This window comes from Paenibacillus faecis (assembly GCF_008084145.1).
Classification (GTDB): Bacteria; Bacillota; Bacilli; order Paenibacillales; family Paenibacillaceae; genus Fontibacillus; species Fontibacillus faecis.
In genome coordinates, this window is record NZ_VSDO01000004.1 from 161,179 (window position 1) to 182,783 (window position 21,605).

The following is a 21,605-nucleotide window of genomic DNA, read 5'->3' on the forward strand; positions in this document are numbered from 1 at the left end:
ACAAATTGAAGAGTTAGATACTGGAGAAATCTTTATTAAACATGAGTTTTGGGGGAACAGAAAATTAATAAAAATAAACTAACTTAGGTTTTACTGGGCAAGCCTCAGTTAAGTAGACTTAAAAAAACACTTAGGCTGCAAACTGGCGTCGGCAATCTTACCGGCGTCAGTTTATTTAATTTGTTGTGGTTGCGGAGAACGAGGAGTCACTATTTTGTCGGAGGCACCAAAGTTCTGACGGACGAAGGGGAGAAGCCGATCGAGGAGATCGAGGTAGGGGATAAGGTTCTTGCTAAGGATGAGAATACCCCTGCAGGAGAATTGGCTTACAAAGAAGTAACGGGTTTATACCGCAACCAACGTGATGATATTATTAAATTACATGTTGGGGAACAAATCATCGAGACGACCGACAACCATCCGTTCTGGGTGGAAGGCAAAGGATGGGTCCTCGCCGATGAACTTCAAATAGGCGACAAACTCCAAAAGGCTGATGGAAGTAACCTGACGATTGACAAGGTTGAATTCGTTAAGCTAGATGACCCCGTTACGGTTTATAACTTTACGGTAGCGGACTACCATACGTATTATGTAACGGACTTGGGTATATGGGTGCATAATACGGATTGTATTCCTTGGTCGTCAAAAGGTGTAGGAAACGCCGCTAACCAGTTAGCTAAGGGGGCTAAAGAGGTTACTGTGGGGAGCAGGTCAGAGGCAGAAGAACTGTTCCTAAGACTTTATCAGGGAAAAGGATATAAAAATACAACAGGAATGTCTGCAAAAGAGGCGAAGGATTTTCACGGAAAGAAAAATACGTATCATTGGGATGATGAAGTCGGCTCAGACGGTAGAGTTACTGGGCATGGTCCAGGAAACGCGCATGGAGATATGCCTCATCTTCAGATTCATGATGAGAATGGAAAGGTAATTAGAATCTTCTTTAAAAAATAGCCTGAGGGAAGTGAATTCACTGGTCATGTTAAAGTTTGATACTAAACAAATTAATAATCTTATCGCAGGAAACACTTTAGCATTGGAAATACCCTCTTCTTCTGAAGAGAGGCGAGCGTTTGTGGTCGTTAGTGCAGTCGAGGGAGGAGGGAAGCTAAACACGTCAGACACTTCTAAAATGAAGTATTGGCTTCGAAAATATGAAGTATCTAATGAGTATCTTGAGAACGATTGGGATGTCTCAGATGATGAACTTATCAATTCAATTCATATTATAGACATATTAGGGCTTGAGAATCTTGAAAAGGAATTGTCAAAATATCTATCTGACATCTCAAAGATGGATGTCGAATGGAAGTGTGACAATCCAATATAACTTTGTTAGACCTTGGGGGCAATCCTCAAGGTCTTTCTTTGTACTCCCATTCCCCACCGAATAATATCGGGCGGCGCCACCCGAAGGAGCTTAACCTCATCATATCCGTATGTATATTTTGATATATTTCGGGGTTCTTATTGTTACTTATGCAGTAGATTTTGAAAAGTAGGGGATAAAGCTCTTGCTAAAGATGAGAGTACCCCTGCAGGAGAATTGCATTATGAAATCAAAATTGTAGGTAAGTTTGGTCTTTACAAAATTCGTAAAAAGTCACATTAAAAAAGGAGTTGTTTAGCTATTTTTAAAATAGAGCAATTGAAGGAAGTAATTGATAGATGGGAAGTTGAAAAAAAAACGAAGGAGCATTTCTTAGTAAGTTTTAAAAATTATGAGGTTGAGCAGGAGTATGAGTTTCGCTCATATTTTGGGGATTATGAACAAAGATATTTGGACTATTATATAAATAAAATTACAATTGAGTTCAAGAATTTCCCGGAGTTTGACTATAATCATTTAGTTTCCCACCTATGGATTGAATACAAGGGGAAAATACTGGGGGAGTATACTTTGTTGTTCTCGTTTGATGGGGAAATCTATGATAGTAATTTAGTGATGTTCTAAATGAAAAGGGGCTAACCCTAATATGCTCCCCATACGGTAGGCAGGTGAGATATTAAAAACTGTTAGTGTAAGGGGAGTTTTTTTATGCCGACAGTCCATATAAATAAATTACATGTTGGGGAGCGCACTACAGAAGTTAGGCAAAAATCCCGATATCCAAAGTTCATAAAGGTAAGTCCTTTGATACCACTTGGAAAATAGGAGATTACGCTGATTGAGAGAGGAGATCATATGCCATACGATTTTAATGTTTTGGTTGTTAATCAAAGGGAGAAAACTAGATTGCCGTTCACTTCAGCAATATCTGTATTAAATGAAATTGATGATGAGGATGGAAGGAGATACCATACAATTTATCCATTCATGACACAAACCTCTGGAATATGGTATTCACTTATTAAAGAGGATGATGGGGTGGTATATGCCTCATTTTGCGAAACTCATTTTGAGCATGTCCAAGATGAAACGGTACTTCCGTATTGGATAAAAGATGAAGACGTTAAGTATCAGTTGACACCTCTAATAATCAAAAAAGATGATGAAGAGGATGTAAGAAGAATTATTTCTTATCTTATTGAGCAGTCCCCAATAAAAACGGTAATGCTCTTAGCAAGGTATCAGAGTGAAGACAAAGAAATAATAAGTGGTGTTATGTCTCTAAATGGGGGAGTATATTCAAATTCAAACCCATCGCAATCGGCAAAGGAATATATCCCAGCTCGCTCAAACCAAAGTTAAATATATTGGTCTTTATGTAGAGCAAAGCGAAGATGTAGTGGCCGTTGCAGGATGCAAGTATCTCAAGACCATCAATATTTATCGCTCAAAAGAGAACGACTTCTCGTCATGGAGTAAAGTCACAGCAGATACAATCTCGTTCAAGAGCTGCAAATTTGCAGAGTTAGGGAATATGGCAAAAATCTCGGCATTATATAATTTGAGTGTACTGGGGTGATCAGCTCTACAAGGACTTCTCTGGGATCGCTACAACTTCGAATCCTATATGGATGAAAACCAGTACAGCTACTTATACGGTCTGCTGACCGGGCCGAGCGCCTATAAGAACAGTGCCGAAAATGCGGATTGGGCGAAGGAACAGCCTTGTAACTGGGGTAATAACAGCACATTACAGGACCATTATAATCGGCATGGTAGAAGTGTTGGGGCGACAGATGCAAATGATTATGCACAGAAGGCTAACGACTTTTATAATAATAGAAGTCGATATCAAGTTAAAACAGATACGGATGGTGCTAATAGAGTGTATGAACCGGCAACTAATACATTCGGCTCATATAACGCTAATGGGACTACGAAAACATTCTATAAACCGACTGGTGGGCAGGCTTATTGGAATAGGCAGCCAGGAAATTGATGGGGGATTTTATGAAGCATATTTGTTTAGTGTGCAATTATCAGAATCTGTATGAAGCACCTTATGACCATAGAGGTGTACCATCTGACGAAATATGTCCTTGCTGCGGATTTCAATACGGCTTTGATGATGATGGTTTATGCAATAATATGGATTCCTATCGAAAGTGGGGAGATGATTGGATAAAAAATGGTTGTATTTGGTTTTCGGAAGGCAGGAAACCTCCTGTAAATTGGAATCCTGCTGCACAATTAAGTAAAAGAATATAAGCAACAAACAAGGCCTTGGGGTGGAAATCCTCAAGGTCTATTATTTATCCCAACCCAGTGTCGAATGAAGCGTGCGGCTTATTGTTGGAGTTGAGCGTCCATATGGGAACGTGCTGTCTTTGAATCGCCACGCTATCCTGATAATAGCAGCATATCAGCGGCGTGGTTTTCACGAGGAGTGGGGGTTATCTGTGCTTCACTAAAAGACCTGATATTGTTCCTTCGGAAGATCAGCAATAACGAGCGATGTGAGAATCACATCCGAGACATCATGCATAAGCTAGACTTCGACGTAACCGCTTCGCAATTATGGCGGAAGTCGGAGATATAAGCCGTTTTAGGAGCGCTGACAAGGGCTTACGCCAAGCCAAAAGAGTAGCGGTGGCAGGGGCAAAGACTAACCAACGGCAAGGAAATCGAGCACTGAACAAGTGGGGTGGTAAAAATACTTTACCGAACTGGAACGCTGTAACCAAGATGTTAGAAAATCAAGGCGGATTTAGTAGTCTGCCATATCAGTGAGGTGGCGAATGGCAGTATTAAGAAGTAAAAGAGGCGATGTCAGTTTTGAGCTGGATTTCCTAAAAGACTCCTTTCTTTAAGGTTGATAAAGGTAAACCGGATGTAGAAAATTGGCTACCTATCATTTACAAAGCAGTAGCATTTGAGGAGTCGTATTCGGTAATTTCCGGTATCAACCCAACCCTGAACTAATTTGAAATTAAGAATATGTTAGAAAAGTTTAAACAGGTAATTAGCTTAAAAAGCACCGGGGCTAACTTTAATAGAGTAGAGATTTCTACTTATGAATTTTATTACGAAATAGAATTATTTGACCCAAACGAAGAGGATGAAGTAGGAGTAACAATTTGGTTGTTTGAAGCAACAAGGACAAATGGTGAATTAAATGGATTTGAAGGGGATTCAGATTTTACATTTCTCTTGAAACGTTGACTTCCTTTACCAATCTGCTCGAGCAAGAGGTAAATGGTATATTATGAAAATTATCAGCTCTTCATTTGGGACTGCTATAACTTCGAATCCTATTTGGATGAAAACCAGTACAGCTAAATAATATAAACCAGGAACTACAGAACTAATGAATGAACCATATTTATTTTCAGCCATAGGAGAATATAGAAATGAATGATAAGGATTATTTTTATATTAAGGATATAAGCAAAGTAGGTGGTAAATGGATATCAGAGATATTATTATCGTTTAGGGATGATAATGATATCATCTACTTTGCTTGTATTGAGGAAATCCTGGCTTATTTACCAGAAGAGAAAAAAGAGTTTATATTATCAAACCATTATTGTAAAAGCGATAAGTGGATTTTTCAGACAAGGCCTTCCAATTTAAAACCAGTAAATTTAATTTGGTTTCAGGTCCTGGACCGCGAATCAATTATCAAAGCATTGAGCCTTGATTCACTTTTTAGGTGTATTGTTTTGGAAAAAGGCCAGTCTCTAGAAAATGCGTCATACACTTTATATGTTCTTGAAGATGAATACTCACAAGAATTGTGTATTGAGGCTAATTCAAAAGAACATTTTTTATCATGTGTCTTGCCTAAAATAAAAGGTTTTAATAAGTCTCTTAAGGTTTTGGGCTGGGATAAGAGGAATTCTGAGTTAATAACTTTATAACTTTATTAAGGCTGATGCATTTATTCAAAAAGACCTTGGGGGCGTCAATCCTCAAGGTCCTCTTTTTACCCCTAGCCTGTGCCGAATGAATTGGGCGGCAAGTGATTAAATGGGAGTAGTTGAAAGCAGTTGCCACTTTCTTAATTTCTAACTAACGAATGTACAGAAATAATTATTAATAACCATGATAGACTTTATCCATTTTTTTAGAGTTGTCTTGAATTACTTCGCTCCGAAACGCAAATTCAACAGTTATACTATGATATTGAGTAATAGCATTGACGGCGAGTTTTCGGATGAGTAATTTGGTATGTGTTAAAACGGGATTGAGTGTGGTTTTCTTGATTGAATAATAGGAAGGGGAGGGAAAGATGTTGCTTTACATTGATATGCAATGTTTGGCGAGATTAAATCAAGCAGGCTTTATTAAACCCTGCCAAGGTGGCGGTCCTTCTCCATATGATTTTTACGATTATAATGGAAATGAGTGGTCTTTAGGCGGCCAATTGACGAATGAAAGTACTGTACTGGCTCCGCAGGAAGTCTATAAACAAGGGACACGGTTACCAACCATCACGGATTTAATGAACTGGCTAGAAATTGAAGGCTTCGTGTTTTCGATTACATATAACGGCAATGGTTACAGAGTGATAGCACAAGATGAGAGTGGAAAGAAATATAAAGGGAAGGGCGGCACTTTACCGTATGCCTTAACTTCAATCATTGAAAAATTGCTACTAAATCGAAAGGCGTAATAGGGGACCAAGACTTCAAGGTCTTTTTAGGAGGGGTACATTGAGTTTACATATTGAATTGAAGCATTCGGACGAAGTTCAGAAGTTTCTATGTATTTTAAATCTTGGCATGCTTGATTCCTTGCTTGAAGGGGCATTAACGTTTGAGGATGCATATGCGTATCTATACCGTCCTTATGTAGCACAACTTCTAAATAATGCCAACAGGGAAATAATTGAATTGTTTGAAGAATTATGTATGTTGGAGGACATCCGAGATCTAGCTCCCGAAAAGCTACAAGATGCACTAAAACTGAAAAAGAGAGAAACATTAGATTTACTTAAAGGTTTGTCCAGTATATCCCCGAAGTATTGGCTCAACAAATTCGACGATTGATTAAATAGACCTTTTGGCTTTGTCTTGGGATTTCACGTAGTTAAAAAAAGGCCAGATAGAGTGAATACGCAGCAAAAGAAACTGAAGGTGTACTCAGTGGATTGGGGGACTGATAGATATAGACTTTGCTTATCGAGTAACAAAATATGACCCTAATAACCGAAATAATATCGGAATCTATTGTGGCGATGATTGGACTTCAATATCGGATGTTGGGAGAGTTTACCAGGGGGAGTTATTCACTATTGAGGAGTATCTTCGTGTTGAGAATCTGTACGTTTGCGCTATAAAAAAAATTATGGAGTATAATCATATTCCGTACCTAGAGATTGAATCATTTGACAAGTGGGAGGATTGCCTAGAAACGGGACGATTTTCGGATTATTATACTGCCGAGATGGAAAACGTATATGTAACTATTCGAGAAGGTGATATTGTGAAGTCACCTAACATTGAGCATCTTATTCGGTTAATACTAAGGGAGAACATTTGGTGTAAGTTCAAATATTCTTCTGATTTTTATCTTCATTTTGGGTACGATTATTATATGTACCTTGGTGGTTCTAGGGATTGTACAAAGGTTATTAAAGATATTGCTAACATCGGTTTGTATGTTGAACCCTACGAGTCACCGTATTGGGATGAAGAATAATTCACTTTCCGTGAGGTTGCTATTCCTCAAGGCATTTTTCAAACGTTGACGAATGATTCAGGCCAGCCTCAAGGCCTTTCTCGGACGGCAGCAAAAAGCTAGATTTACGAACGCTTAAGACTTTTACCGGAGTTGAAGTATTAATTATCAATAGCTGCACCCAAGAGCTGAATCTGACCGAAATCGGAGAGTTAACCTCCGTCAAGCACATCGATTTTATTTTTTGCCATGTGCAGGTGGGTTTGGTCCAATTGAAGGAGTACTTTCCGAAGCTGGAATCCTTGCATATCTCAGGGATGAAGAAGGATTATGGTTTGCAGTTAAAACAGTTAAATCCTGATGTTCGGATCACAAGCAGGTCGTTTGAGCTTTAGTTCAATAACCTTCTGGAAGCTTGTATTCAAAAGACAAGTGATCTATGCAAAAGAGACCTTGAAGAACGATTCTTCAAGGTCTCTTTTTTTATCCAGCGGCAACGTATCTAAGCTACCTTCACTTCACTGTGCCAAGTTACGAAATTCGTTCCCTTCCTCCATCGGCCTCCTCCGCGGTTTCCGCTTGAACAAACGACTGCTCCATCTACCTAGAAGCTTAACCGTGGTGTCATCTATATAGCGATACATGAGGTGGCTTACACCGAAGATGACGATCAGCGTCACTGACATCACAATAGCCAGATCGGCTCCGTAGGACAAGCTGCTGGATAATCGCATGAACAGATAACTTCCAAAAGAACAAATGATAGTAAAGTGTACGAGATACATCGAGAATGATATTTTGCCCAAATAGGCAAATGGTTTGCTGCTGAACAGGGCCTGCATCCATTTTGAATTGAGCGCGGCCAGCAGGATGAAGAACGATCCGACGACATGATAGAATACAAAAAACGAGAATCCCGACGCGTTCCAGACCAGGATGGAATAAACCGTATCGTCAGGAGCGACGTAAGGATAGGATCCTACGTAAATGCCCGCGACGACCAGCAGCAGATTGACCCAAGGACGGTTGATCAGCTCGAGCCAATTGCGGCCGCTATTATGCAGATCGCTAAGCAGTAAGCCTAGGACGAACCCCAGATAATAAGAGTCCAGGAAGAAGTAAATCAAAATCGGATAGGCGATATAACGAATCCAGTGCTTACCCATCAGGAGCAGGAAGCCGAAAATCAGAAACGACCCGAATAACTCGTACGTCATCGTCCAAAGGACCGGATTATATTGACTCCCGTATGTGAAGAACGTATGGAAAAGCCCTTCTTTGAGCATGGCCCAAATGTTAGGGTCGGCGGCAAAAGGATCGCGCATGGAAGACTGCGTGATTGGTTTGATACTGTTGAAATAACCGAACCCGAAACGCATCAGAGCAAAGGCAAATATAACGGAAACAAATGCCGGAATCGCTAACCGAAGGTACCTTCGTGCAGCACTGGAATAGATAATCGAGTTCTCCTTGTCCCGAAAAAAACGATAACTTAGCACATACCCGCTTAAGATAAAGAACAATGTCACCGAAAAATTTCCATTAAACAGCAGGTTGATCGGCGTTTTGGCAGCCGGTGCTTCAAAAGCGAAATGCACGATATCCGCGTTACCTTCAAAAACGGAAGGCAAGAAGACTTGGAAGAAGTGGGAAAGCACCACGATAAACGCGGCCGCTCCCCGGATTCCTTCCAAATAAATGACTTTTTGTTTCAAAAGATGGTCCACCTCTCTTATGCCAGTAGGGCACTGCCGCTTGGCGGCTGACGAATAACGTAATAACCCCAGTCTACATGCTAGCATATTTCGAGAACAATCGACAAAATTGTATTTACTGACCAGCGTGATGATATGCAATTAAATGTTTGGTTTGAATTAAAGGGAATTCTTCCCGTTAATTTGGTACGAATGCGGCTGCAGAGGCGAATTAGCTGGAAAATCTCCCGTTAATTTGCCTGGAAATTGTGTATATCGGCATAGGGCCGCGAAATAGATGGAGTTTTTCCAGCTAAATTTGATCCAAAAGCCAAAGGCGGGATATTAACAGGAAATTTTCCCGTTAATTAATTTGTAGACTCCGGCGGTGGGACTTTATATCTACAATTAGTTCAACCTATATAGCTTGATTTCCCTAGCTTTTGAAAAGTGCCAGTCTGTAACCCCCAAATGTAATCAGGGCGTAGACAATACCATAGATCACCCAAGCATCCACATTCACTTTAAGGGTCTGAAAGTCAGTAGCTATGAAAATAAGAGGCAACAACAAAGCGATAATTAACCCCAAATAGATTACTCCACGGAAGCGCGCAGAACATGCTCCGATCAAGATGGCCAGAATAGGACAGATTAGGAATGATGGTAAAAGGGGATTCAGCCCCGGAAACAACCAATAGATCGTGGTAATCCCTCCTATAAAAGCAGTTTCATCCAAGTATACCATTTTGCGAGCCTATTATCGGCATAATGAAGATCCCCTTCGTAATACTTTCACCATGTTCCTTCCGACCGGATTGAGCGATGATAGGATCTGTGAGAAACACGGACTTATGGGCTGGGCTTTCGGTCCATGCTAAATCAGGTTAGAAAAAAAGGTGATGCAAACATGGTGATTTTCTTGGATAAAGCGGTTCGTCCTCTGTGGGAGGGCAAGACTTCCATCTACACGTACATTCGTAATCAGGGGGAGGCCGTAGACGGTTCTCTGCCGGATGATGAGGAGTTTTGGGCAGGCAGTAAATTCAGATGGGTCGCGGGGGGCCTGGATGGAGCTTTGGGGCATCATGCCATGCCGAGTGAAAAGAAGGAGAAGGCGCAGGAACTGGCCCGGCGGCTGGCGAAGCATTCCCGAAAGCCGAAAAACGCCACCCGTAAGCTGCTGTATGCGGAGCTGGTGGAGACGGATATCCGCGGTATGATCGACGATATTTTGGCGGAGGTGCGCCAGATGCCCGGGATCCGGCCGGGTGCCGTATTTGATGAGGCGGTCTGGCTGGCGGAGCATGGGGCGCATCGGAACGCCGTTAAATTCGGCATCGCTTTGCTGGGTCTTTTTCAGAACGAAGATGTGAAGGATTTGCTCCTGACGTTGGGGAGACACGATGAGTTTACGCTATATGCCGCGGTGGCGATCCAAAATGGGATGGAGGACAGCAACGAGGTGCTTTTTGAGCTGGCTAAGCAGGTTCATGGCTGGGGAAAAATCCACCTGGTGGAGCGGTTGGAGCCGGCAAGCGAGGAAATCCGGGACTGGCTGCTGCGCCAGGGCTGCCAAAACAGCGTCATGAACGAGTATTTGGCCTGTATCTGCGCCCGGAACGGCGGACTGCACGAGGCGCTCGCGGCCGATCGGGTCGATGCCGCCTTGTTCGACGGGGCGACCGACATCATCGAAGCGTTGCTGAGCGGCGGGCCGGCGGAGGACATCGATGATTATGAGCATGCGCCGCAGGTGCTGTCCGACTATGTCAGACTGGCCCGGGAAATGAGTACCACCGTGCGGCATTTGTCCGTTATGCTCGGGATTTGCGACTTTTTGGCGTTGGCGGACGCGGAGGACAAGTGGGCGGCGCGGATGTCGGCGGGATGGACCGATCGGCTGCGGGCGGACCTTCAGGAGGCGGCTCAATCCATTGCGGACGACAGCAAGTGGGCGAGCCTTGTGATCGATGCCGTCCGTTCTGGCGGCACGTCGGAACGTTATTATGGGGCCGCTTGCGCGGAGAAGCTGGGTATCGAGGTTTGGGATATTTTTTATGAGCAGCTTGCCGCCAATCCGCTGCAGGACTATCATTTCTATCAACTGATGAAATCGGATAATCCGGAGCGGATTCGGAAGCTGGTCGAGTTCGCGGTCCAACACCTCCCCCTCGAGCAAATCGCCACGGGGCCGGCCGACGAGATGGGGCTGGGCGAGAAATATGCGGCCCACAGCTGTCTGGATCATATTTTGCAGCGTTTGGACCAGTATGAGGGACTCGGCGGAGAATTGATTCTTACCGGACTGAACAGCCCCGTGGTCCGAAACCGGAACATGGCGCTTCGGGCGCTGGAGGGTTGGAGCGTGGCTTCCTGGGGAGAGCGGCTGGTGAAGGCCGTGATTCACTTGTCACAGACGGAACCTGACGACTCGGTCAAGGAAAGTCTGCATCAGCTGCGGGAGGCCAAAGGGATCTATATAAGTTGAACTTAAGAATTACCAATAGGCAAGAGTGTGAAATGATTCTGGAGAAGCGGAGCGTTCGCCTTTGTGACCGGATTTCTACCTTATAAATTTAATTAGGAAAACCGGGAGCAACAGCGATCGGAAGAACATTTCACACGGCTGCCTTACGGGTAAATCAATAGTTCAACTTATATAGAATCGGGGAATGCACTCGTATTATTTTCACATTATTGTAGGAGTTGAAAGAGCGAATGGCTTATTTAGAGATCGACGGTGTGCGGGTCTGGGGAAATCCGGACGCCGGGGCGCTGGCTCAAGCGAAAACGTGCGCGGCAACCGGCCACGTGGTTCAAACGTTGCTGATGGCGGACCATCATAAAGGGTACAGTCAGCCGATCGGCGGGGTGGTGGTCTATGACGGGCAAATCTCCCCTTCCGGCGTTGGCTATGATATTGCGTGCGGAAATAAGGCGGTGCGAACGAATTTGTTCGCCAAAGACATCCAGCCGACATTGTCGAAACTGATGGATGAAATCGCCCGGAAAATTTCCTTCGGGATGGGGCGTGTGAATCAGGAGAGGGTGGACCATCCGCTTTTTGATGACCCCGATTGGGCGGTGTACAAGGCGATTGGCAAGCAGGAGCACGACAAGCTGAAGGGGTTGGCGCAAAGCCAGCTCGGCACGGTCGGCAGCGGCAACCACTTTGTGGACTTGCTGGAGGAAAAGGGGACCGGACGCTTGTGGATCGCCAATCATTTCGGGAGCCGGGGGTTCGGACATAAAACGGCAAGCGGCTTCATCAACCTGGCCGCCGGGAGAGAGTTCCTCGCCAGCGCGCCGGGCGAGAAAATGGATCAGCCGCCGGTGCTGCTGGATTTGAGCAGTGAAGTCGGCGATATGTATTATCGGGCGATGAAGCTGGCCGGACGGTACGCTTACGCGGGAAGGGACTATGTGATCGGGCAAGTGTTGGCCATCCTGGGAGCGGAAGCGGACCTGGAAGTGCATAACCATCATAACTATGCCTGGAAAGAGACGCATCACGGAAAAGAAGTCGTCGTCGTCCGTAAAGGAGCGACCCCGTCCGCACCCGGCCAAATGGGCTTCATCGGCGGCAGTATGGGGGATATCTCCGTGATCGTGAAGGGGAAGGACAGCCTGGAGAACCGGGACGCCTACTACAGCACCGTGCACGGAGCGGGACGAATCATGAGCCGGACCCAGGCGGCCGGCAAAATGAACTGGAAGACGCGCACCCGCAGCGGCGGCCAAATCAGCACCGAGCAAATGCTGGCGGCCGTCCGGGATTTCGGCGTGGAGCTGCGCGGCGCGGGCACGGACGAGAGCCCTTTTGTGTACCGCAAGCTCCAGGAAGTGCTGGACGCGCATGCGGAAACGATCGAGGTGATGCACGTGCTGAAACCGATCGGCGTTTGCATGGCCGGAGCGGATGAGTTTGATCCGTATAAGGATTGAGGGGTTTTGCCTCAGCCTAGAAGACCACATCCTCATGAGGGTGTGGTCTTTTTTGGGTCCGCCCGATTTTATTGCGATTTACTGGGTATCCGCCTTGTTCGCTTTTCCGCTTTAGTCATAGGATGTTGTGAAATCGATTAAAGGAGGATTTACATGGCAAAGGTAAGCCCACAATTTAAGCGGCTGTGCGCCCAATTCGGTAAGATCCTGGGAGGCGAGTCCGAAATTGAAGAAGGCCCGGTTTGTTTTGTCACACGGATGACGAATCTGAGCGAGACGATTCTGGGTAGAAGAACGCGTTCTCCTTTGGTTCAAATGCAAATGTTTTCGTTCGAGTCGCTGGATAAGTCGGGCCGCGCGCTTTGTTTGGGCGAGACGGCCGTGCATCAGAATCAGGTGAATCGCCTGATTTCGAATCTCCGCAAACGGGGGATCAAGGTAACCGCCCTTCATAATCACTGGCTGAACGAGAATCCGCGCTTAATGTATATGCACTGGGAAGCCATTGAGAATCCCGTCGTTTTCGCCAGAAAAACCAAGGAATCGATCTCATTTCTGGGCTGATGCGGACCGGTAGTGCAGTTGCATTTTAATACTATGACTTGAAAGGATGAACCCGACTGATGGAACAAGTGAAAGCAAGCCCTCGTTTTAGAAGATTATGTAACCAATTCTCCACGATTTTAGGCGGAACGGAGCATGAAATCACCAAAGGCCCGGTTTGTTTTGTAAGCCGAAACAGAAAAATAAATGCGACCATTCTGGGGAGAAAAACCACGTCCCCATTGATCCGCTATCAGCTGTTCTCGTTCGAATCGCTGGACAGTTCAGGGCGCGCACTTTGTTTAGGGGAAACGGCCCTCTTCCAGGATCAGGTCAACCGATTGCTGACGAACCTCCGCAATAACGGAATTAAAGTCACGGCGGTGCACAATCACTGGCTGTTCGAGAAACCGCGGCTCATGTATGTCCACTGGGAGTCGATCGATAAACCGCTTGATTTCGCCAAAAAAGTAAAGCGTTCTATTGCTTTCTTGGGCTAGCATGGAGGTCCAAATGTAGGATAGCGTGAATGCGCGACGGCGAATTGTGGAGTTGGCCTACCACGAGTCGCCTACATAGGTGGTCGGTGTTTTTTTGCGCGGATCGAAGGACGGACATAAAGAAAAAGACCGAGGACCGGGCAGCCTTCGGCCTGAGGTATGCCAGGTCCATCCGCAGGGGGCGGACCTACATGAATTCTAGCGCAGGTTCATTTTGTCATTTCGCAATACATGCCAGTTCGCGGCGGCACGATATTCGGCGGGGGAAATGCCGGTATTTTTCTTGAAAGCTTTTGAAAATGAGAAAATATCGACATACCCGACGGACGGAGCGATGGCGGCAAGGCTTAAATCCGTAGTTTCGAGCAGTTTTTTTGCGGCATTGATCCGGATGTTCTGCAAGTATTTTAACGGCGTGATTCCATAGGCTGTTTTGAATTTTCTTGAAAAATAAGAACGCTCGATCCCCACATACCTCGCGATGGTTTCGATGCTTATATCCTCCGAATAATGCAGTTCCATGTGTTCCCGCCCCCGCTCCAGCCATTCGTCCGAGCAGTCGATATTGCGGATTTCGTCCGGAACATGCCGGGACAGCGAGCGGAACAGCTGAAGGAAGGTGCTTAAGCGCATCAGATCCCGGTCGCGATCTCCCGTGTTTTCCGCTTGTACGATGAGTTCGCGAAGATGCGATAGCGCTGACGAGGTGTATCCGTTGACCTTGAAAGGCGTGCAGCGTTTGATCCCGATTCTTTCCAGCAATTGAACCGACTGCGATCCCTCGAAGGTCAGGCGTATATAGTGCATGGGATCGCACTCGAAACTGAAATATTCATGGGGGACTTGGGGGAACACGCCGAATAAATCGTTCTCTTTTAGCTGGTATTTTTTACCCTTTTGGATAAATATCCCTTTGCCGTCCAGGATGAAAATCAGGTTGTAATGCGGCTCGATGCGCGGACTCTTGAAAGCGGGACGACGGAACTTGGCTTCGCTGATCCCGATCCTGATCGGCCAGGCGCCGCTCGATTTTTCGAAGGATGTCGGAGTAAAGAAATACTTGTTTGGTACATTGAGGATATGTTCATCACCTTTTGTCGACATATGAAATACACCTCCCGAGTGAGATTCAAGTATGACTTTTGCCTTATTATAAGATGAACTTTCGCTTAAAACCAAGTAAATATATATGAATAATAAAAATAAGTCACATTTGGACAATGCGTGAATCGCTTTTGGACATTCAATTTCGGAATCCCGGCTGTTATAGTTTTAAAAAAAGTTCAACCAACGCATATAAGGGGGTGCAGCCAATGCCGTTAGAACGGCAGCAACTGGGAATCACAGACAAACAGCAGGAATGGCTTGCCCGATTGGATGCCATATTGGAACAGCACGCGGCGGGGACCGAAAAGGCGGATGCCGAAAACGACTTGAATTACGGGTTGATCTCCGATTTGAAAAGAATCGGTTACCCGGCCTTGGCGGTGCCGTCCGATTTTGGGGGCGGGGGCATTTCTTTGACCGATTTCCTCGCGTTCCAGGAGCGCATCGCGCAAGCCGATGGCGCTACAGCGCTGGCGATCGGTTGGCATATGAGCACCGTGCTGCAGTTGGGAGCCGTTTGCCCCTGGAGGGCAGCGGATTTTGAAGCGCTGTGCGGGGAGATCCTTGCCAGCGGCGCTCTGATCAACCGGGCCGACTCGGAAGGGGCAACCGGAAGCCCTTCGCGCGGCGGAGTTCCGCAAACTACGGCACAGCGCACGCCGGACGGATATACCATTACCGGGACGAAGCGATTTACTTCGCTTGCGCCCGTTCTGGATTATTTCATCGTCTCGGCCTTCGAACCGGAAACGGGAGGAGTATCCGATTTTCTGATCCCGAAAGGGACGCAGGGATTGTCCATTGACCGAACCTGGAATACGGTCGGCATGAGGGGGACGGGCAGTCACGATTTGGTGCTGCGGGATGTGAACGTGCCGTTTGCCGCTAAGGTCATTGAAAGGAACCATTCCAGGGTGTTCCAGCCTAATCCGTACATTTTGTTTATTCCGGCGGTATATCTGGGGATTGCCGAAGCGGCACGAGATGAAGCCGTGCGGTTTGCCCGAAGCTATCAGCCGAACAGCTTGAAGCATCCGATCGCGAGTCTTCCGAATATTCAGCAAACGTTGGGGCAGATCGAGCTGGAAATTTTGTCGGCCAGACACTTTTTATATTCGGTCGCCAGGCAATACGAGAATCAGGAGTTTGATTCCGTACAGGGGTGGGACGGTGATTTTGGCGCCGTCAAAATATTGGTGGTCCAGAACACGCTGTCGGTCGTTGACAAAGCGATGCGGATCGTCGGCATCCACGGCTTGTCGTTATCGCATCCGCTGCAACGGATGTATCGCGACGTCCGGTTCGGGCTTCATAATCCGCCGATGGAGGACGCGGTTCTAAGACAACTCGCCGTTCGGGTACTCGAAGGCAAGGGGAATGTCCATGATTGAAATTAAAAATCTATCCAAAACGTATGACGGAAAGCCGCCGGTGCTTCAAGGCATCCAACTCCGGATCGAAGCCGGAGATATTTACGGCCTGGTCGGCATCAGCGGGGCCGGTAAGTCCACTCTGCTGCGGTGTATCAACGGCCTTGAGGGGTTTGACTCCGGCTCGGTGACGGTCGACGGCACCGATATTCAAACGTTAAATAAGAAGCAGCTTCGGCTGCTTCGAAGCCGGATCGGCATGGTCTTTCAACAATTCAGCTTGCTGGAGCGAAAGACCGTGTATGAAAATATACGGTTTCCGGTCAAATGCCTGCACTATAAAGTCAAAGACTTGGACCAAAAAATTCGCGAGGTCCTGGAATTGGTGGAGCTTTCGGACAAGATTCACGCGCTTCCGCGAAGTTTGAGCGGAGGGCAGAAGCAAAGGGTAGCGATTGCGCGCGCCTTGATCACGAATCCGAAAATTCTGCTGTGCGACGAGGCTACCTCCGCGCTGGATCCGAACATCACGCAGTCGATTTTGGCCTTATTGCGAAAAATCAATCAGGAGCTCGGCATTACGATCGTCGTCGTTACGCACCAGATGTCCGTCGTGAAGCAGATCTGTAACCGAATGGGGGTACTGAGCGAAGGAAAGCTGAAGGTGGCCGGCGACGTGCAGGATATATTCCTGAACAAACGGGACATGCTGGATGATTTTATGGGCGAAGAGAGCAACGGCAGCCGCCCGGAGCGGCAAACCCATCTGGAAATCATTCAGCGGGTTGGCGAAAACGAGGATATCCTCTCGGATCTTGCGATTCAGTCGGGAGTGAAATTTGAGGTGGTTTGGGGAGGCCTCAACAAGTACCGCGATACGGTAGCCGGATCATTTACGATCCGGGTCAGCGATGAAGACTTCCCCGTTGTCGAACGGCACTTGCACAATCGCGGCGTGGAATGGAGGAAGATATAGGATGTATGAGTATGACTGGCAGACCATGCTGATGAAAATCATATTGCCGGGCCTGCGCGAAACGATCTTCATGCTGGTGGGTTCGTTCGTCGCCAGCGTCATTTTTGGATTTCTTCTGTCGCTGGTCCTGATTACGACCGATCCGAAAGGACTTCGCCCGAACCGGGCCATTTATGAGACGATCAGCGTCGTGATCAACGTCCTCCGCTCCATTCCGTTCGTCATTCTTATCATCGCCATCATCCCTCTGACGCGTCTGATCTGCGGTACGTCGATCGGGATCGGGCCCGCAATTTTTTCCATTGCCGTAGCGGGGTCGCCCTTGATCGCCAGATTGCTTGAAAACTGCTTCAAGGAAATCAATCCGAGTTTGGTCGAGGCCGCGAAATCGTTCGGCGCTTCGGACTGGCAGATTACGTACCATGTGATCGTGAAGGAGTCCATTCCGCTTGTCGTCTCACAAATGACGTTTGCCGTCGTTTCGATCCTGGGATTTACGGCGATCGCCGGAACGGTCGGATCGGGCGGATTGGGGGCTGTCGCGTTAACCTACGGCTACCAGAACTTCAACGATCAGATCATGTACAGCACCTTGTTGATTCTGATTCTGATCGTCGAAATTTTGCAAATTTCAGGAAATGTACTCTATAAGAAAATCAAATGAATGAATCTCCAACTACAACCCGATGGAAAGGAATCGACCCGATGAAAAAACATACAACAATTATTCTGCTTGTCACAGCTTTGATATGGAGCGCTGTTCTGGTCGGCTGCTCCAATAGCGGCACGAAGAACGCGGCGGCGTCTTCTTCCGGTGAAGCTTCCTCCGGCCAGGAATCGAATAAGCCGGATCACAAGAAAATCGTCATTGGCCTCCTTGCGCGAGAGCAACCGGATGTTCAATTTGTGGCCGACAAGCTGAAGGCGGAGGGGTATGACATCGAAACAAAGGTATTCAACGACAACATCGCCCTGAATACGGCTACCGAGGATGGCAGCCTGGACGCCAACTTTTTTCAGAATAAGCCTTACCTGAAAAGCTTCAACGAAAGCAAAAACACGCACCTGGCGGCGTATGGCCCGGAAATCTTCACTACGCCTGTCCTGTTCGTCTCGAAGAAATATAAATCCATCGATGAGCTTCCTGAGGGAGCCAAGATAGGTATCGCCAACGATTCGGTGAACCGGGCAAGGGAACTGCAATTGCTTGACGCCAATGGGCTCGTCAAATTGAAAGAGGGCGTCGACCTGCCGACCCTGCTGGACATTGAGGAGAATCCGAAAAAGCTGAATTTTGTGGAGACGGACCCTCGAAACCGCGTCGGTATTTTCCCGGACCTGGATGCGATGACGGCGCCTTCGATTACGGTCTATCAAATGAACGATCCGGAAGTGGTGAAGTTGTTCGAGGAAACGAAGGAAGTCTACAGCAATTACGGCGGCATTGTTTTCGTCGTGAAAGAAGGATATGAGAATACGGAGTGGCTGGACAAAGCGATTGCCCTCATGACGTCGCAAGAATACGCCGACTGGCTGCTGGAAACCTATCACGGGGTTAAGCAACCGCTGAACTAACAGACGTGCACGCATCATCCAACAATAACACTCAGGAGGAATAGAAAATGGCAACTGTAATTGGCGTTTCCAATACGGAATTGGCGGGAGAGCAACTGGAACAATTTATCGAGGTGATCGGCAGCGCGGTAACCACTTCGCTGGGGCTCCCGGATCATTTGAAGAGCGTGTCGCTTCATCAGCTTCCCAAGGCCTACGCTACGAAAAGGTCGTACGAGGAAATCACCTTCTTCGTGTATACGGCTCCCAAACCGGTCGAAGCGAAGCGGGCGCTGGTCCAAAACATTCAGGCGGCGGCGGACGCGTTTTTTTCGGGGAGTTCTTATACGACGATCGTCATCGTTAAAGAACATGCTGACGAAAACGTCGGCGTGGGCGGTGTTCTCCGATTGGACAAGCAGGCTTAAGGAAGGGGGCGTTTCGATTGGAATATAGGGAGATTGGGCGTTCCGGCATCAAGGCTTCCGCGGTCACCTTGGGAGCATGGGGGATAGGCGGAGGTTTTCAGTTTCCGGATACCGACGACAACGAGTCGATCCGCACGATACACGCCGCGCTGGACGCGGGAGTCAATATTATCGATACGGCGCCCGTATACGGTTTCGGGCATAGCGAGGAAGTTGTAGGCAAAGCGATTCAGGGAAGACGCGACCGGACCATCCTCTCGACCAAATGCGGGTTATGGTGGGGCGATGAGGAAGGGAGTTATCGTTTTACTTGGGACGGCCACCGGGTAAAACGCAATCTCAGTCCCCGCACCATCCGTGTGGAGGTGGAAGAGAGTTTAAGACGGCTGAATACCGACTATATCGATATCTATTATACGCATAATCCGGCGATCGAGCCGTTTCTGACGCCGATCGAAGAAACGATTGGAGTCTTGACGGATTTGAAAAAGGAAGGCAAGATCCGGGCGATCGGGGCTTCCAACTGCGAGCCGCATCACATCAACAGTTATTTGGAGCTCGGTGAAATCTCTATGGTACAGCGGCGCTACCACATGCTGTCGCGTGAAGTAGAGGCGGAAATCCTGCCGCTTTGCCAAGCCAACGGCATCGGCTTTCACGCCTATTCCCCGCTGGCCAATGGGCTGCTGACAGGAAAATACGACAGGAATTATAAGGCGCCGGAAGGCAGCTCCCGTGCAGGCGATCCCTTGTGGGGACCGGAACTGTACCCCGCCGTGTTGGAATTTGTGGACGGTTTGGGGGATATCGCCACGGGGCTGAATTGCAGCCGTGCCAGCCTGGCGGTCGCCTATTTGCTGGCCAAAGGGGAGCATATTAACGTTATTTTCGGAGCCCGCAAAGAAAAGCACCTTCAGGATCATCTGCGCGGTGCCGAGCTCAAGCTGTCCGGCGAACTCGTAACGGAAATCGACCGCCGCATCGACGCCTTCTACGCTCATGCACAGGGGATCGCAAGATGACCGGGCCTCATGAAGCCGTTACCGACGCCCTCGTGGACGAGTGGATTCTTGCTCATCAGGCGGAGATGCTCGAAGCGATGAAACGTTTGGTGCGCATCCGTAGTGTGGGGGAAGGCTTCTTCCCCGAACAAGCCCATCCGTTCGGCGAAGGCTGTGCGCAGGCGGTGGATCTGACGCGCGAACTGATCACGCTGGCCGGCCTTCAGGCCAAAGAGCATGACTATTACGGCATTTCCGCGGTTTATCCGGGGGATAGCGAGCGTACGATCAGTTTTTTCTCCCATCTCGACGTTGTGCCGGAAGGCAGCGGCTGGTCTTTTGACCCCTATGATCCGTTTGTAAAGGATGGATACCTGTTCGGCCGGGGTGCTGCGGACAATAAAGGGGCCGTGATCGGCGTGCTTTATGTCTTGAAATTCCTGCGAGACCATAACCTCCGGTTGAACCATACGATAACCGCGTTTTTGGGGTGCAACGAAGAGTCCGGCATGCGCGATGTCGAGCATTATTTGCGGTCGGATACGCCTTCCTTTTCGGTGGTGTCCGATGGTTTCTTCCCGCTGGGGAACGGGGAAAAAGGCATATTGACCGCGGACTTTGTCGCGGATGTATCCGGCAGCAATTTGCTGTCGTTCACGGCCGGCGAATTATCGAATGTCGTTCCCCATTCGGCTTCGGCGGTCATCCAGGGCTTCCCGGCTTTGGAGGTGCAGGCCGCGCTCGGCGATGACTTTGCGGTCACGGAATCCGCGGACGGACTTTTAGTCCGGACGGAGGGGATAGGAGGGCATGCGGCTTTTCCGGAAGGGACGATCAACCCGATCCCCAAGCTGGCGCGGGCGCTGCTGGAATGCGGATTGTTGACGGGGAAGGCCAGGACGGCGGCCGCCTTTATCGCCTCCGCCTTTGCCGACTATTACGGCCACGGACTTCATGTGGATGCCGAAGACGAAGTATCGGGGAAAACGACGCATACGACAGGCCTTGTCCGTTTAACGGAGGGCAAACTGGTCGTTAACGTCAACCTCCGGTATCCGGTATCGGCCAATGCTCAGACATTGATCGATCGTATGCGGGAGAAAGGGGCGGCGTATGGATTTTCGTTAGCGAATATCGAGGATAACCCGCCTTTCTATATTCCCGAAACAGACCCGATCGTCCGCAGCCTCGCCGATTTGGCCAATCAACGGCTGAAGACCGACCTGCCGACCTATGTCATGGGAGGCGCCACGCACGCGCGCAAACTCCCCCATGCCGTCTCGTTCGGCCCCAGCCGCTCCGATATCGGAAATCCCTTCCCCGCCGGAAGAGGGAAGCCCCATCAGCCGGATGAAGCCCTGCGGTTGCAGGATATTTGGGACAGTATCAAGATCTATATCCATGCTGTGCTTTTGTTGGATAAGATGGTCGATTGAATGAAGAGAGCCCTTTCCGCGCGGTTGGATAACCGGTGG

General features: G+C 47.9%; 20 protein-coding genes. 18 read left to right on the forward strand and 2 right to left on the reverse strand.

The features are described from left to right. Positions 1–189 precede the first annotated feature (189 nt). The 7 genes from FRY98_RS29325 (at position 190) to FRY98_RS18830 (ending at position 6,381) form a co-directional block, all read left to right on the forward strand. Positions 190–954: a polymorphic toxin-type HINT domain-containing protein gene (locus FRY98_RS29325; protein ID WP_338114617.1), complete on the forward strand. Its 765-nt coding sequence runs from the start codon at positions 190–192 to the stop codon at positions 952–954. A 25-nt stretch (positions 955–979) separates the two neighbouring features. Further along, entirely contained in the window at positions 980–1,330 is a 351-nt protein-coding gene (locus tag FRY98_RS18805; RefSeq protein WP_148454830.1) for a hypothetical protein, read from the forward strand. 855 nt (positions 1,331–2,185) lie between these two features. Beyond that, the gene (locus FRY98_RS18810; RefSeq protein WP_148454833.1) at positions 2,186–2,692 is read left to right on the forward strand and encodes a hypothetical protein; all 507 of its coding nucleotides are present in this window, start codon (positions 2,186–2,188) and stop codon (positions 2,690–2,692) included. A gap of 1,635 nt (positions 2,693–4,327) precedes the next feature. Further along, the gene (locus FRY98_RS18815) at positions 4,328–4,552 is read left to right on the forward strand and encodes a hypothetical protein (protein WP_148454835.1); all 225 of its coding nucleotides are present in this window, start codon (positions 4,328–4,330) and stop codon (positions 4,550–4,552) included. 188 nt (positions 4,553–4,740) lie between these two features. Then, a complete protein-coding gene (locus FRY98_RS18820; protein ID WP_148454837.1) occupies positions 4,741–5,250 on the forward strand; it encodes a hypothetical protein in 510 nt (169 codons plus the stop codon). 371 nt (positions 5,251–5,621) lie between these two features. Beyond that, entirely contained in the window at positions 5,622–6,005 is a 384-nt protein-coding gene (locus tag FRY98_RS18825) for a hypothetical protein (protein ID WP_148454839.1), read from the forward strand. Positions 6,006–6,045: 40 nt separating this feature from the next. After that, on the forward strand, positions 6,046–6,381 hold the full coding sequence (locus FRY98_RS18830; protein WP_148454841.1) for a DUF3969 family protein: 336 nt from the start codon (positions 6,046–6,048) through the stop codon (positions 6,379–6,381). Between the two features lie 1,149 nt (positions 6,382–7,530). Here the strand turns inward: FRY98_RS18830 and FRY98_RS18835 are convergent. Next, complete coding sequence (locus tag FRY98_RS18835; RefSeq protein WP_148454844.1) at positions 7,531–8,727, reverse strand: acyltransferase family protein; 1,197 nt, start codon at positions 8,725–8,727, stop codon at positions 7,531–7,533. A gap of 886 nt (positions 8,728–9,613) precedes the next feature. On the opposite strand from FRY98_RS18835, the gene FRY98_RS18840 reads away from it, so the two are divergent. The 4 genes from FRY98_RS18840 (at position 9,614) to FRY98_RS18855 (ending at position 13,694) form a co-directional block, all read left to right on the forward strand. After that, entirely contained in the window at positions 9,614–11,194 is a 1,581-nt protein-coding gene (locus FRY98_RS18840; RefSeq protein WP_148454846.1) for a limonene hydroxylase, read from the forward strand. Between the two features lie 230 nt (positions 11,195–11,424). Then, a complete protein-coding gene (locus FRY98_RS18845; protein WP_148454847.1) occupies positions 11,425–12,651 on the forward strand; it encodes an RtcB family protein in 1,227 nt (408 codons plus the stop codon). 153 nt (positions 12,652–12,804) lie between these two features. Continuing rightward, the gene (locus FRY98_RS18850) at positions 12,805–13,215 is read left to right on the forward strand and encodes a DUF1259 domain-containing protein (RefSeq protein ID WP_148454849.1); all 411 of its coding nucleotides are present in this window, start codon (positions 12,805–12,807) and stop codon (positions 13,213–13,215) included. 59 nt (positions 13,216–13,274) lie between these two features. Continuing rightward, positions 13,275–13,694 carry a DUF1259 domain-containing protein gene (locus tag FRY98_RS18855; protein ID WP_148454851.1) on the forward strand — a complete coding sequence of 140 codons (420 nt, stop codon included), beginning with the start codon at positions 13,275–13,277 and terminating at the stop codon, positions 13,692–13,694. A 198-nt stretch (positions 13,695–13,892) separates the two neighbouring features. On the opposite strand, the gene FRY98_RS18860 is transcribed toward FRY98_RS18855, so the two are convergent. Then, positions 13,893–14,798 carry an AraC family transcriptional regulator gene (locus tag FRY98_RS18860; protein ID WP_148454853.1) on the reverse strand — a complete coding sequence of 302 codons (906 nt, stop codon included), beginning with the start codon at positions 14,796–14,798 and terminating at the stop codon, positions 13,893–13,895. A gap of 209 nt (positions 14,799–15,007) precedes the next feature. Between FRY98_RS18860 and FRY98_RS18865 the strand changes: the two genes are divergently transcribed. From FRY98_RS18865 to FRY98_RS18895, 7 genes are read left to right on the forward strand one after another with little or no spacing between them, the layout of a single operon-like run. Further along, complete coding sequence (locus FRY98_RS18865) at positions 15,008–16,192, forward strand: acyl-CoA dehydrogenase family protein (RefSeq protein WP_148454855.1); 1,185 nt, start codon at positions 15,008–15,010, stop codon at positions 16,190–16,192. Then, positions 16,185–17,147: a methionine ABC transporter ATP-binding protein gene (locus FRY98_RS18870; protein WP_148454857.1), complete on the forward strand. Its 963-nt coding sequence runs from the start codon at positions 16,185–16,187 to the stop codon at positions 17,145–17,147. The genes FRY98_RS18865 and FRY98_RS18870 overlap by 8 nt, the downstream gene beginning before the upstream one ends. A gap of 1 nt (position 17,148) precedes the next feature. Continuing rightward, entirely contained in the window at positions 17,149–17,811 is a 663-nt protein-coding gene (locus tag FRY98_RS18875) for a methionine ABC transporter permease (RefSeq protein WP_211373332.1), read from the forward strand. 41 nt (positions 17,812–17,852) lie between these two features. After that, positions 17,853–18,722 (forward strand): MetQ/NlpA family ABC transporter substrate-binding protein, encoded by an 870-nt coding sequence (locus tag FRY98_RS18880; RefSeq protein WP_170287128.1) that lies wholly within the window; start codon positions 17,853–17,855, stop codon positions 18,720–18,722. Between the two features lie 47 nt (positions 18,723–18,769). After that, a complete protein-coding gene (locus tag FRY98_RS18885) occupies positions 18,770–19,129 on the forward strand; it encodes a tautomerase family protein (protein WP_148454861.1) in 360 nt (119 codons plus the stop codon). A 17-nt stretch (positions 19,130–19,146) separates the two neighbouring features. Further along, complete coding sequence (locus FRY98_RS18890) at positions 19,147–20,151, forward strand: aldo/keto reductase (RefSeq protein WP_170287129.1); 1,005 nt, start codon at positions 19,147–19,149, stop codon at positions 20,149–20,151. After that, positions 20,148–21,566: a Sapep family Mn(2+)-dependent dipeptidase gene (locus FRY98_RS18895; protein ID WP_148454865.1), complete on the forward strand. Its 1,419-nt coding sequence runs from the start codon at positions 20,148–20,150 to the stop codon at positions 21,564–21,566. Before FRY98_RS18890 ends, FRY98_RS18895 begins: the two co-directional genes overlap by 4 nt. The last annotated feature ends 39 nt before the right edge of the window (positions 21,567–21,605 follow it).